This is a genomic window from Leptolyngbya sp. AS-A5, assembly GCF_039962495.1.
Taxonomy (GTDB): domain Bacteria; phylum Cyanobacteriota; class Cyanobacteriia; order Leptolyngbyales; family Leptolyngbyaceae; genus Leptolyngbya.
In genome coordinates this window covers 238,081-252,563 of sequence record NZ_JAMPLL010000002.1, presented here as the reverse complement: position 1 = coordinate 252,563, position 14,483 = coordinate 238,081, and the positions used below count along the sequence as shown (strand labels likewise).

Here is a 14,483-nt window from a genome sequence, read left to right as displayed (position 1 = left end):
GGTACGGTGGGAGCGGCGATGGTGACTATGAGTTGGGCTACTTCAGCCAATGCGTTGGTGACCTTTGGGAATCAGGCCCCCATTACCAACACTAATGCTTCTGTCATTAACGATAACAACAACGATCCAAGTACCGGACAGCTTTCTCCCCAACGAAAGGCAGTGGGATTTACGACGGATAGTCGCAATTGGACGCTCAACGGAGTCACACTAGGATTGTTGAGCTATGATTCGGCAGATAATGCCATTATTGAAATCCGCTCAGACAGTGGTGGCAGCCCTGGAACTACCCTGTTGACGCTGAATCGTCCTGCTATCATTCCCGGAGGTGGAGGACGGAGATACTTTACGTTCACCCCATCTGGCAGCAATGTGTTAGCAGCAAATACCACCTACTGGTTGTATGTGAGCGGTAGTAGCTATAGCTGGTTTGAGAATGGTCCCGTCGATCCTATTACTGGTGAGGCTCAGGAAGATGCAAGCGGAAATGCCCTTCCTGGCCCTCTTCCGACTGCTCAAAATGGATCCGGATGGCAGTTTGTAGACTACAAGTTTACAGGTAATGGCTCTCTAAATTGGGGACCTGGTAATGGAGTCAGAAATGCTTTCAGCATCGATGCCAGTGAGATCACACCCGTTCCATTTGCGTTCTCGCCGATTCCTGGGCTGATTGTTTCGGGCATTATCGGTGGAGTGAAGCGGGCAAGAAGCAAATCCCACCAAGCGAAAAGCACCGCTGAAGCATAAATTGGCGTGAGTTCGACGGATTTTTCGCTTCGTTGATGCCCGTCGTGCCCCCCTAAATCCCCCAGAATGGGGAACTTTGAGAATCTAATCCTTCTTTGGTTTGAAGTTCCCCTCTCGTGGGGGATTTGGAGGGCTTGCAAGATCTGTAGCGATTAAAGATCAATTTGGTATGACTTGCGATCGTTTATCCGGACGATCGCGTTTTTTATTGGATATCAATAGAATGACCGCGATCAATTGATAGATTCTGTCAAATTCTTTGCACTAGAGATTCGCGGGTGTGGTAACTATAGATTGTCTTTCTATCTGCCCCCGCCAGTCGATGACCCAATCTCCTGACCCCAACAATCGCCCTGAAACTCCGACTCGTCGCCGCTTATGGCTGATGCTGCTCGGTCGCGTCGGACTCCCGATCGCGGCGCTTGGTGCGTTGGGCATTGCAGGGGGGATTTGGTACGGATCAAAATTTGTACAGCAAGATCTTGCCCCCTTAATTGAGCGAAATCTCAGTGAACTGCTCGATCGACCCGTGGAACTCGGCAAGGTTGAAAGTGCCTCGCTGACCGGATTGCGGTTTGGTAAAAGTGCAATCCCCGCAACCCCGAACGATCGCGATCGGGCTTCAGTGGAAGGTGTTGAAGTCGGATTTAATTTGCTGCAATTGCTGTTAACGCGCCGATTAAATTTGGATATAACGTTGCTGCAACCGGATGTTTATCTGGATCAGGAAAAAGACGGCGTTTGGGTCAAAACGCAGATCAAAGCGCAGGAACAAGAAGGATTGATCAAAACTGAACTCCAGAGAATTCGATTCAAAGATGCCAATATCGAACTCGATGCGTTTCCGAAACCGAACCAAAAGCGCATTCCAGTCACGTTACGACAGGGCGCGGGGGAAGCAAACTTTTTTGATAACAATCGGCAGATTGCTTACACGCTTGATGCTGAATCCACTAAAGAAGGCAAGCTCGATCTTCAAGGCGAAACCATTGTTAATAATGGTTTGAATTCTAATCTGAATATTCGAGGACAAGGATTTTTAGTTGCGGAAATCGATCGTTTAGTCAAACTGCCGATCAACTTAAAACAAGGTCGCACGAATGGAAACGTCAACGTTCAAATCAGACCGGATCAACGTGCAGTTGTCAGAGGAACCGCAAACTTTAAGGATGTTACGGTAGAAATTCCGCGATTACCTCAGACATTCGCAAAGTCATCGGGAAATTTACAGATCGATGGTACTTTAATTACGCTTGAGAAAGTTTCTTCGCAACTCGGAAAGATTCCCCTCACCGCTAACGGAACGATCGATACTGAAAAAGGCTTTAACCTCACGGCAAATGTCCGAGCGGTCAAAGTCGAAGATTTCTTCAGTACCTTCAAAGTTAATCTCCCGGTTGCAGCTACCGGAGAAGCGACCGCAAATGTTAGGGTTACAGGTGCAGCCCAAAGCCCGATTATTTCCGGCAGCGTTCGCAATACCAAAACGGCACGAGTCGATCGCATCAATTTGTCCCAAGTCAGCAGCGATTTTCGCCTCGATACAAAGACACTTAACTTAGCCTTATCGAATGTTCGCGCCGTGCCCGAAGTGGGTGGAACAGTTGTCGCCAGTGGCAATCTTAACCTCGATGCGCCTCAGTCGATCGCAGTGAACTATCAAGCCCGAAACATTCCAGGAGATACGATCGCAGCTCTCTACAACAATCGAACACTACCCGTCACCGTGGGGCGCGTCAATGCACGAGGACAAGTAATCGGACGGCTCGATCGCGTCCAAACGATCGCCCAATTCCAAGCGCCAGAAGCAACTTATCCAGGAACAGGTGAAGTTGTAGTGACAGGTCGAAACGTTGCGCTGAGAAACGCAGTGTTTCAAGTCGCAGGCGGAACCGTTACCGCTCAAGGGCAAACGATCGGCGATCGATTCCGTGGCACAGTTCAAGCTTCCAATGTTCAAGCTAGTCAATTCTCGTCACAAGTACAAGGAATCATTAACGGCAGTGCTCAGGTAGCCGGATCATTAAGCTCACCGCAACTGGAAAATATACAGGCAAGCGGACAAGCCAGACTGACGAACGGAAATAGTGTTGTGAACGCAAACTTCAATGCGATCGCAGGACGTTGGCAAGCCGATACACAAATCGCTGGAATTGCACTGAATCAATTCTCTCAACAACTACGCGGAGACTTGAGCGGTAATGTGAGATTGACAGGGGCGTTAAATGCTCTACGTCCAGAGACGGTTCGAGCCAATGGACAAGTGAGACTGTCTCAAGGAATCTCGTTGGTCATTACGCCCTTAGTCGCGCAGATTAACTGGGATGGTCAGAAACTCAACATTCCGCAGGCAACCTCTTCGGGCTTCCGAGCAAATGGCACAATTTTGGCAAACCTGAGCGGAACGCCACAAATCACTGGACTTAATTTAGCCATTCAAGCCAACGGATACGCGCTCTCGAATCTGCCGATTCCTCGTCCCCCTGTGACTCAGCTTTCCGGTGTCGTGGATCTCGTCGGACGCATTACCGGAACGCCCGATCGTCCAAGCGTCGTCAGTACCGTTTCGGTGCGGGGACTCTCGCTGAATGGCATCACCTTCGATCCAGTGCTAAATGGAACCCTAAATCTGCTACCACAAGGCTTTGATCTGAAAGTAGCAGGCGTCCAGGATCGAATTGCGCTCGATCTCGCGCCCAATTTCAGACCCCGATCGCTCAACGTCGAACGCGGAGAAGCCAGCCTGATTGGACAAACCAGGGGTAATATCTTCCAGGTTGTGGTGCGCCAATTCCCGATCGATGGATTTATTCTGCCCGGTGTCAATGTCTCTCGTTACGGTGGCATCGGTGGCACACTGGCTGGCAACATTGACATTGATCTCGATCGACTGCGAGTGATTGATGGGACTGCAACGGTGCAAAACTTCCGGCTTGGATCATTCCGCACAGATGTCGCTTCGACTAGCTTTGTGAATCGCAATAATGTCTTTGAATTTGGCGACACAGTGCTGACTAGGGGACAAAGCAAATACACTCTCTCAGGCAATGTCGATTTGCGATCGCAGCCCAAATTCAACGGCAAAATCGCGATCGCTCAAGGCAGAATCGAAGATGTCTTAGGCGGATTACAGTTCTTTGATCTGCAAGACTTTACCCGTGGAGCAAAACCACCGACCTACAACCGCGCCGATGCGCTGAACCCAGTTGCAGTCGGTAATCCCCAAGCTTTATTGTTTGATCAACTCCGTCGCTTTGCCGAAATCAATGCGTTACTGCGACTGAATAATCAAGCGATCGCCAACAATCGCATTCCTCAAACTGCTGATATTCGCGGTAACTTTGGCGGTGAAATTACGCTTAGTGCTTCCGCTGCTCAAGGCGTTCAAGCAAACTTCGATTTACGCGCACAGGATGTGGAATATCGTCCTTATCAATCCCAAATTCGATTGCGCGACGGCAAACTCCAACCGGTGAACGATCGTGTCCTCACCGCTCAGCAGGTGATCGCCCTTGGTAGCCTCAACAATGGTGTGGTTTCCCTCGAACCCCTCAGAATTCAATCTGGTGAATCCCAGATTAACCTGACTGGGCAGTTTGGCGGCGAAACTCAATTCGGACAGCTAGAAGTGCAGAACTTGCCGATCGCCGAAATCGATCGCTTTTACCCCCTCCCCCTTGGTATCGATGGCAAACTCAACACCACAGTCACGATTAGCGGTACACGCACGAATCCATCTGCCGTAGGACAAATCCGAGTCATTGATGGCTTTTTGAATGACAAAGCAATCAACTCCGCCACAGGCAACTTCACTTACACCAACTCGCGTCTCAATTTCGGCAGCAACATCGCCCTCTCAACCAACGAACCAATTACGATCGAAGGCAGCTTCCCCTACCAACTCCTGCCTGATAGTGTTCGCCCGGAGAGCAATCAAATTAGCTTGAATCTTGACGTGAAGAACGAAGGACTATCTGTGTTAAACGTGCTAGTGCCTCAACTCGCATGGCGCGGCGGACAAGGTGCAGTCAAGCTCAACATCGCAGGAACCCTACTGCGCCCAGAAGTCACAGGCTCGATCGTTCTTGCAGGTGCGACGATCGAATCCACTGCCTTACAAGAACCCCTAACCGACATCACAGGCACGATCTTGTTCAACCGCGATCGCATCTCAGTTGAGAGCCTCCAAGGACAGTTCAATCGCGGACAGGTAATCGCCAAAGGAACGCTACCAATTTTGGTCGCGGCGGACGCTGATCCAAACAATCCCCTGCAAATTACGCTCGATCGTCTAGCAATCAACCGCAAAGGCTTGTATCAAGGAGGCGTGACAGGCAACATTACAGTATTGGGAACTGCATTTGCACCCGAAATTGGCGGAGAGGTCGAACTCGCAGACGGACAAATTCAATTGCCCGATACAGAAGCCACAGGTGGAGCAACGTCTCCTGCTGCATCAGGTAGCACCAATTCCCAGACTCCTCAACTCAGCGCCAGCTTAAACGATCTGAAACTCGTCTTAGGCAATCGGGTGCAGATTGTCCGCGCACCGCTGATTAACTTTGTCGCTTCTGGTAGTCTGACTGTGAACGGCAGACTTGATGCGCTTCGCCCCGAAGGAACGATTCGCCTTAGAAGCGGACAGGTGAATCTATTTACAACCCAGTTTGTGCTGGAAAGGGGCTATCCGCAGACTGCAACCTTCGTGCGTGATCGAGGACTTGATCCGGTGCTAGATGTCCGCTTGATTGCTTCTGTTCCAGAAGTTACTGGAAGTCGGATTGCGACTCCCGGAACCGCAGAAGTGTCAGATAGCCCGGTTTCTGCTGCTTCGATCGCGAATCTAGGCTCACTCCGAACCGTGCGAATTCAGGCAAAAGCAACAGGCCCTGCAAGTCAACTGCTTCAAAACTTAGAACTCACTAGCAGTCCGAGCCGCAGCCGGAGTGAAATCGTTTCCCTAATCGGCGGTGGATTTGTCAACACGCTAGGACGGGGCGATAGTGCTTTAGGCATTGCTAACCTAGCGGGGTCGGCATTGCTCACCAACATTCAAGGATTTATTGGTAACGCGCTTGGTCTGAGTGATTTTCGTCTGTTTCCAACCCTGCTCGATCGGGGCCAGCAGCGCGGCTCAACGCTAGGATTAGCTGCAGAAGTTGGGGTCGATATCACTCGCAACCTATCTGCATCAGTGTTGCGAGTGTTAACGGCGGATCAACCAACTCAATTTGGAGTGCGCTACCGATTTAGTGATCGCTTATTGTTCCGGGGTTCAACGGATTTCTCCGGCGACACGCAAGGCGTATTTGAATACGAATTCCGGTTTTAGAGGAACGGCTGAACGCGATCAATCAGTTGCTGCGGTCGGATTACACCTTCGATCGTATCGACGGGCTTAGCCTCTTTGAACAGAACCATTGTAGGTAGCGCTGAAATTCCGTATTGACTAGCAATTTCGGGATATTTGTCTACGTCAATTTTGACAATTTTGAGCTTGTCTCTGAGGCTATCAGCAGTGAGATCAAGAAATCCAGACATCATTTGGCAAGGCCCGCACCAAGTCGCGTAAAAGTCTACCAAGATTGGCATTTCCGAGCCAGAAAGTAGCTCTTCAAAGCTGTTGAATTGCTGTTTCGTTGCCATTTTTACAGTTGCCTCCATATCGTGTTCTCTTACACTAGCGCGTCCCTGCAAAACCGTCTCAACTAGCCCGATGGAGAATTGTTAATGTCTGTGAATGATTGCTTACCAAACTGCGTATCCCCTGTAGGGTCGAACTTCTGGAGGTTTGAAGCCAAGTACGATTCGTTCTCTTGGGATTCCTGCGGCTTCTAAATCGACTGCAATACCCTCTTCTGTTCCGTCGCGTTGAATCCAGAGTTTGCCATCAATGATGTCGATATGAATGAGACAGCCGTGATGATACCAATCAGGTTCCCAGCCAACATTCATCAAGAGATAGCGAGCAGCGAGGCTGAGTCGAAGGCACCGCCGCGCTGTCCATAATGTCTCGCTCTTGCTCTAGGGTTCTGGTATCCATCGCTGAATCAACTTTCAACTTTAAGTATTCATACCGCTTTTTCACAAATATCACCGTAAACTGTAACGGTGAGCGATTTTTTTACTTGATATGACTAAGCAGCGAGTTCTTTCTGGCGTTCAAACCACCGGAAACCTTCATCTCGGTAATTATTTGGGCGCAATTCGCAACTGGGTCGAAGGACAAGACCAGTACGACAACTATTTCTTTCTTGCTGATCTCCATGCGATTACAGTGCCGCACGATCGCACCACGCTGGCAGAAAACACCTATGAAGTTGCTGCACTCTATCTCGCTTGTGGACTCGATTTAGAACACACGACCATTTTTGTACAATCTCATGTCCCCGCTCATGCAGAGTTTGCCTGGTTACTAAGCTGCATTACGCCGCTCAACTGGCTCGAAGACATGATCCAATTCAAAGAAAAACGGATCAAACAGGGTCAAGATGTCGGCACAGGCTTGCTCACCTATCCGGTGCTGATGGCATCGGATATTCTGCTGTACGAACCGGATAAAGTTCCGGTCGGAGAAGACCAAAAGCAGCATTTAGAACTAACGCGGGATTTGGTCGATCGCTTCAACTTCAAATTCACGACTCCCGATGCTCCGGTTCTCAAACGTCCCGATGCGCTGATTCGGGCTGACGGTGCGCGAGTCATGAGCTTGACCGATGGCACGAAAAAGATGTCGAAATCTGACCCGTCGGAACTGAGCCGCATTAATTTGCTTGACCCGTCCGATGTGATTCAAAACAAAATCAAGCGCTGTAAAACTGATCCGATTCGCGGCTTAACCTTTGGTGATCCCCAGCGTCCAGAATGTACCAATCTACTGACGCTTTATCTGCTGCTGTCGGGTAAAACAAAAGATGAAGTTGCTGCCGAATGTCAAGACATGGGCTGGGGACAGTTCAAACCGTTGCTCACCGAAACGACGATCGCAGCCCTCAAACCAATCCAGGAGAAATATCACGCCATTCGAGCCGACCAAGGTTATCTTGAATCCGTACTGCGATCGGGTCGCGAGAAGGCATCCGAAGTCGCAAACCAAACGTTAACCAAGGCGAAAAAAGCGATGGGATACACCCTACCTGGGTAGAAGATCAACTGTAACTTTACGAATCTCTTCTGAATTCACTGCTTTTTCTAAAGGTTTCGGCAAGTGACTTCAAAATTCTCAATCTCCCCCGATACGCTAAATCAAGAAGTCGCACCCTAACGATCGCTCATGACCTATCCGCAATTCTCGAATTTCCTTGGTCACGCCCCTCTATCTGCTCTTCGCACTGCCGCCAAAAAAGGCGAATTCCTCGTCACCGCAGAAGTTGCGCCCCCCAAGGGGACTGATCCGACTCATATGCTGCAAATGGCGCAGTTGCTCAGAGGACGGGTGCATGGTGTGAATATTACCGATGGCAGTCGGGCGGTGATGCGAATGTCGTCGCTGGTTTCGGCAGCGCTCTTGTTGCAGCAGGGAATCGAGCCGATTTATCAAGTCGCTTGCCGCGATCGTAATGCGATCGGTTTACAAGCCGATTTGCTCGGCGCTCATGCCTTGGGCATTCGGAATGTGCTAGCGCTCACAGGTGATCCGGTCAAAGCTGGCGATCATCCTGACGCAAAAGCAGTGTTCGAGCTTGAATCGGTGCGGTTGTTGCAGATGATCGGCAAGCTGAATGGCGGGTTGGACTGGAACGATCGAGCGCTAACCGATGGTGAAACTGATTTATTCGTGGGTGCGGCAGTTGATCCGCAGTGTGGCAGTTGGTCAGGTTTGCAAAAGCGGTTTGAGCGCAAGGTCGAAGCAGGCGCACAGTTTTTCCAAAGTCAGTTAATTACCGATTTCGATCGCTTGGAAAAATTTATGACCCAGATTGCCTCAAACTGCGGTAAGCCTGTGCTTGCAGGAATTTTCTTACTCAAATCTGCTAAAAATGCCAGATTTATCAATCGCGCCGTTCCGGGTGTAAATATTCCAGAGCATATTATCGATCGCTTAGAAAAAGCGGCTGATCCCCTCCGAGAAGGAATGCTGATTGCGGCGGAACAAGTGAAGCTGGCAAAAGAGTTGTGTGATGGTGTTCACATGATGGCAGTCAAACGCGAAGACTTGATCCCAGAAATTCTTGATTTGGCGGGGATCAAAGCGATCGAGAAACCCCGGGTTGAAGTGGTTAACGTATAGGTCGCAGATTTTGGGGATCGTCGCTACGATCGAGCTATAAAAATCCTCATTGATTTGTGAAAGCTATAGATTTGTGAAAGCCTAGCGTTTTAACCCTCACCCTAAATTCCTCTCTTCAGAGAGAGGGACTAAGATTCTTGCTCCCTTCTCCCTGAGGAGAAGGGTTTGGGGATGAGGGCAAGAGCAAACTCATCACTCATTCAGAATTGTCATAGACTTCAGAATTGTCATCGACGATCGCCCCTAGATATTGCCATGACCGATTCCCCATTTTTGCGAAATCCCTATGTGCCTGGTAAACCTGTGTCGCCGCTCGCCTTTATCGGGCGCGGCAATGAGATCGAAACTGCATTCGATCAAATTCTCATTCGGGGACATCTGGCAGTTTGGGGCGGGTCTGGGATCGGCAAAACCTCGTTTCTCCAAATGATCGCGGCTCCGCAGACTTGGGCATTTCGGGGACACGATCCGTCAAAAGCGGTGATTGTGCTGCTCAGTTGCTTGGGAGTTACGCCATTTACAGCGGCAAATTTCTGGCGAGAAGTTTTTCTCATTCTGAAAGATGCCCTGACCGATGAACCGGAAATTCAAACCGAAGTCGATCGACACCTGGAGCGGCTGACGGCAAGTAAAGATGCGCTGCGATCGATTCTGCGGCTGTTGGGCAAGAAAGAGAAATTTTTGCTGCTGTTGATTGATGATTATGATGTCGCGCTTCAGCCGACTGAGGACTACAGCGAACAAGATGCGGCTGACTTCCTCAATGATTGTCGCAATCTTGCCTCCCACTCAAAAGAAAGCCAGCATCTTGCCAGCATTGTCACTTCACTGCGTCGCCTGAATGAAGCCGGGATCAAACTCAAACCAAATGAATCCCCCTGGTATAACCATTACCTCTTTCAGCCGCTCAAACCGTTTAGTGAAACTGAGGCAGCCGCACTTTTAGGCGGACTGCCGCTCACGCCCGCGATCAAAGAAGGCATTCGAGACATTGCCGATGGCAGTCCAACGCTTCTGCAAGTTGCGGGCTACCTTTTATTCCGAGAATTTCGCGCCAATCGCCTGCCCGATCCCAATGCTTTTGTTGCGGAATTTCGTCGCGCCACCGAACACTACTTCGAGGACAACTGGAACTTCTCCAGTGAAATCGAGCAAAGCTTGATGATGCTGCTCGCTCTGACTCACCTCAAAGGGCGGTTACTGAAGAAACGTTATGACTTGGGTGATACGGATGTAATCTTTAGTCAAAAAGAGCGAGAATTAAGGGATCTCGAAGAACGCGGGATCGTCCTCTGTCAATTTCAAGAAGGCAAAAAGTATTATCGCTTTGCGTCCTCGCTGATGGAATGGTGGGTGATCAAGGAGATCGAAAACAGTGACGAAGAAGCACTGCAAGCGAGACAGCGCACCTTTCTCAATCTGATGAGCCGTCGGCAAGCGGAAACGGTCACAAACGCAATTCGCTGGCTGTGGCAAAACAAAGACGAGGTGCCGACTATTCTGACCTGGTTAGGAAAAATTACTGCTGCCCTATCCACCGGATTGATCTTGTGATAATCAAAAGCGGGTTAAGCGAATTGCTGCTATGAGCTACTTAATCGAGCAACGCAGAAATCCATACATTATCGGTCGTCCGATCGCCGAACCCAACTGCTTTTTTGGGCGCGATCGTTTATTTGAGTTCATCACAGACAATTTGCTTCAGGGAGCGCAGGTGATTTTGCTGCACGGACAGCGACGCATCGGCAAGTCGTCGGTCTTAGCGCAAATTCCACGATCGGTTAACCTGCCGCAGTTTGCGTTTGTTCCCTTGTCGCTCGAAGGAGATAGCCGCAAATCGATCGGTGAAGTGGTTTATGAGTTAGCGCGGGATGCGGTGCAGCAGTTTGATTGTCTTAAGGAGCACATGGAAATCCCGACGATCGAGGAGTTTCAGCGTGATCCGAGTCTATTTTTGCGGCAGTTTATCCCGAATCTGCGACGAGAGTTAGCCGTTGAGAATGTGGTGCTGCTCTTAGACGAATTTGACGCGCTTTACAATCGAACGGTTGATCAAGCGGCAGGAAATCTGTTTCACTTTCTGCAAGCGGGAGTGTATGACTATCCGCATCTTTATTTAATTCCGGTGGTTGGGCGGCAATTAGATGATTTACCCGCGATGCTGAGTTTGTTTCGAGAAGCACCCAACCAGGAAGTGGGATTGCTCGATCGTCAAAGTGCAGAACAATTGGTCACAGTTCCAGCAAAAGGGATTTTGGAGTATGACTTAGAGGCGATCGATGCCATTTTAGAGCTATCTGCAGGACATCCCTACTTTACTCAGGTGATCTGCTTCACGCTGTTTACTCATGCCCGGAGTGAGAATTGCTGGCGAGTCACGCGCTCGGATGTCAGAGCAAATGTCGATCGGGCAATCGAGCTTGGAGAAGGCGGCTTGGGCTGGTTTTGGGAAGGGATTCCCCTACCGGAACGAGTTGTATTTTCTGCGGCGGCGGAAGTGCCTCGCGCTCGTCAATTGCAGTACCCAGAACTCTCAAGCTTAGATTTTAGCGAAGCTGAGTCGCTAGAACTGTTGCGCGAATGCGGAGTTGAACTCACGGAGCCGATTCGCAATGGAGTGATCAATCTGGTCGATTGGCGATTTCTTCGGACGACTGGAAGCCGCTCTGGGATCGGAGTCCGTCGCACTTCGATGCCACCTAGCGTTGCAACCTATCGCGTGTCGATCGAACTGGTGCGTCGTTGGCTGGTGCAACGTCATCCGATCCGCCGTGAACTACGCGAACTAGAGGATTTGGATGTCAAAGCAAAAACCTTGTACGAAACGGCAAAAGCGGCGCGTCGTCGGGGCACAACGCCAAGGATTGTTAGCTTGTTAAATGAATCGCTCAGACACAATCCGAATCACTTTGAAGCATTGTTTGAGCTTGCAGATAGCTTGATAGAGCTGCGAGAGTTTCCCCAGGCTTTAAAACATTACCGCAGAGCTTACCTAGTCGATGCAGTACGGGTGCAAGATAACTATGTTGAAGCGTTGTATGACTATGCTGAAGAACTGCACAACTTAGGTGAAAACGATGAAGCGATCGCGCAGCTCGAAGAAGCGTATGCGATTGAACCGAACAATGCTCAGGTAAAGCGCTTACTCGATCAGATTCGACGGGAAGAGCAGTTCGTTGAACGCCTGAAAGTGCTTCCGATTACGAGCATGAATGGCAGCTACATTTCCTCGATCGCGGCGCTTTCTTCGGATCGATCGGATCTCAGTTCATTGCAGCAGAACTTCAAGCAGCTCCGCGCTCAAGTGAGTGCAGAAGCTCCAAAAGAAGTGAGACATCGCGCTCTAGAGCATTTGAATGATTTGCAGGAGGAGCTATTTACCCAGAAGAAAGTGAATGGTTTAACCTTGCTGTATATGTATCAATGGTTCCGTAATCACTTACCCAAGTCACTGGTGCAAGCGGTAACTGATTTTGTGGATTCAGTCAGTGCAGCAATCTCCCACCAGAATGAGAATGAGAAGCAGTAAGTTCGGGAGAGACTTTGAATGTTCCACCGAGCAGTCCTGAGTGTATCGTCGAGCAGTTTGAAGATGCAGAGCGCTTATCATTCAAACTGCTGTCAAATTTTAGTTATCGGATGCTTTGAGGTTGCGAATCAAGTCAAAGAGATCGCCATCGATCGAGCTTTCTGAGATTGGATCGATGTTTGTTACCACATCGATCGTGCCATCTCGGAAAACTTTGAGATTGATTAAAGAGGACGAAGGAGACAAAATTCGAGGGGGAGGAGCGGCTAGGATGCGATCGCTAGATTTTGAGCGCACGACGACTGTACTTCCAACCTGCTTGGGTGCCTGTCCGGGTTGGACGGGAAAGGGAACTTCTGTAACATCTAGATGTCGAGGTTTGAATGTTGTGGCGAGTGGCAGAGTGAGATAATCCGCGTTAAAGGTTAGAACCGCTTCTACTTCGAGGTCTTCAAAGTCAATGAGATTCGTTGCAACTTGTGTCGGGCTTGCCATCATCACTGTGTAAACCGTGAATTCTCGAATCCATTCATTTGAGCCTGGTTTAATAATTCCGATTGAGTTTCGTAAAGATAGTTTCCCTTGCTGAACTCCGATCGACCAGCTTGAGAAACGATACTTCACTTGTGCTTTCCAGTTGACCTGTACTCCTTCTAAATTGTCTGTTGTAATCACACCCGTTAAAACTCCATCCTCAGTGCCGGAAAAACTGTGTTCAGATCGATCGATATCCCAAGTTACAGTCGTTGAGTCTACAAAGGCGTGTCGCTGGGCAAGAATTGAAGTTGTTAAGGCTAAGGTCGGATTGAGGACTTCGATATGTTCTGAACCGCAACCGGAGAGTAAAGATGCTAAAGTCGCAGAAAAGTTCTGTTCGCGAATTTGTAGACGATCGTCGGTGCGAGCATAGAACTTAGCTGTAAATCTTGCAATTCCGGTGATTTGTTCAGGCTGACGGCGTTCTAACGCTTGTCTCCAAATCTGAGTCCCAATCTCGGAGAGTTCTAGCAGAAAGGTTGCGGTGCCTGCGCTTGAATTGGTGGAAACTTGTAGGGGCGATCGTAACTGTTGAGCATCAATATCTAGGAAGGGTTGGAGTTGCTGTAAGTTAATCGGCAGGAATTTCCAGATTCGAGCGCCATAGCCTGCTTGAGTTAGGGCATCTGTCCACTTTAATCGATGGGTTTCTAAAAGTTCTGCTGAATCTTTGGTGTACAGACTAACGGTTAATAGCGCTGTGCCGACTGTGGCTTGTCCAGGTTGACCTTGTTGCACCATCAATCGGAAGGATTGAAGCTCTGGTGCAACGGTTGTAAAAAAAGCACGCCGGACTGGAACTCTAACTTTCTGAACTTTAAGCGCATCGATGATATCGGGACGGAGAATGACGCGATCGACCATTGTTGCTCGATCGACCATTGTTGGCAAATTCGCAGTAAGCATTGGGGGAGCAATGATGCGATCGACGGGATTGATTCGCTGATCGATTAAGATTGGTTTTGGCAAAGGTTTAATGTAGCGTGGATCAAGTTGAACAAATCGCTCCGGTAATTTGACCTCAATGGTGTCTGCTTGTGGATCAGCCCAGAGCAAGAAATTTCCAACTTGGATGGGATCACCGAGCATTGGAACAGGTGGAACTTGCCGATAGACTTGCTGAGCCGCCACTGTCCATTCTGGCTTCGCTTGAATCGCTAAATTAGACTTTGCCAGATTTGCTGTTGTTAAGTCGGTCAATGTCGATCGATCAATGATTCCTTCGCGGAACCGCTCTTTGATCAGTCCCGATGAAATCGGAGAGGTGACCACTTCAGTAATCGGTTTGCTCAAAACAGGAGAAATTCTATCGACAGCAATTCGATCAAGCATCGGGGATTGGCGATCGCCTTCAAGTGTCGGAACAGTATCCGAAGACGTTAGGTTTTCTGAAAGATAAGCAATCCAGTCTGATTCTGTAAGTGAGCCGTTCTTCAACAT

General features: G+C 49.4%; 9 protein-coding genes. 6 read left to right on the top strand and 3 right to left on the bottom strand.

The window, feature by feature from the left end; translation table 11 throughout:
* Positions 1-27 precede the first annotated feature (27 nt).
* Positions 28-747 carry a choice-of-anchor R domain-containing protein gene (locus tag NC980_RS03555; protein WP_190379751.1) on the top strand — a complete coding sequence of 240 codons (720 nt, stop codon included), beginning with the start codon at positions 28-30 and terminating at the stop codon, positions 745-747.
* Positions 748-1,069: 322 nt separating this feature from the next.
* Positions 1,070-6,079, top strand: coding sequence for a translocation/assembly module TamB (locus NC980_RS03550; protein ID WP_190379750.1), 5,010 nt, complete (start codon positions 1,070-1,072; stop codon positions 6,077-6,079).
* Here the strand turns inward: NC980_RS03550 and trxA are convergent.
* Positions 6,076-6,393: a thioredoxin gene (trxA, locus tag NC980_RS03545; RefSeq protein WP_190379960.1), complete on the bottom strand. Its 318-nt coding sequence runs from the start codon at positions 6,391-6,393 to the stop codon at positions 6,076-6,078. The genes NC980_RS03550 and trxA overlap by 4 nt on opposite strands.
* 102 nt (positions 6,394-6,495) lie before the next feature.
* Positions 6,496-6,702, bottom strand: a complete 207-nt coding sequence (locus NC980_RS03540) for a XisI protein (protein ID WP_190379749.1) — start codon at positions 6,700-6,702, stop codon at positions 6,496-6,498.
* Positions 6,703-6,880: 178 nt separating this feature from the next.
* Between NC980_RS03540 and trpS the strand changes: the two genes are divergently transcribed.
* From trpS to NC980_RS03520, 4 genes are all read left to right on the top strand, one after another.
* On the top strand, positions 6,881-7,891 hold the full coding sequence (gene trpS, locus NC980_RS03535; protein WP_190379748.1) for a tryptophan--tRNA ligase: 1,011 nt from the start codon (positions 6,881-6,883) through the stop codon (positions 7,889-7,891).
* 129 nt (positions 7,892-8,020) lie between these two features.
* Entirely contained in the window at positions 8,021-8,977 is a 957-nt protein-coding gene (locus NC980_RS03530) for a methylenetetrahydrofolate reductase (RefSeq protein ID WP_190379747.1), read from the top strand.
* Between the two features lie 255 nt (positions 8,978-9,232).
* Positions 9,233-10,531: an ATP-binding protein gene (locus NC980_RS03525; RefSeq protein ID WP_190379746.1), complete on the top strand. Its 1,299-nt coding sequence runs from the start codon at positions 9,233-9,235 to the stop codon at positions 10,529-10,531.
* A gap of 31 nt (positions 10,532-10,562) precedes the next feature.
* The gene (locus tag NC980_RS03520) at positions 10,563-12,506 is read left to right on the top strand and encodes an ATP-binding protein (protein ID WP_190379745.1); all 1,944 of its coding nucleotides are present in this window, start codon (positions 10,563-10,565) and stop codon (positions 12,504-12,506) included.
* A gap of 99 nt (positions 12,507-12,605) precedes the next feature.
* On the opposite strand, the gene NC980_RS03515 is transcribed toward NC980_RS03520, so the two are convergent.
* Positions 12,606-14,483: a hypothetical protein gene (locus tag NC980_RS03515; protein WP_190379744.1), complete on the bottom strand. Its 1,878-nt coding sequence runs from the start codon at positions 14,481-14,483 to the stop codon at positions 12,606-12,608.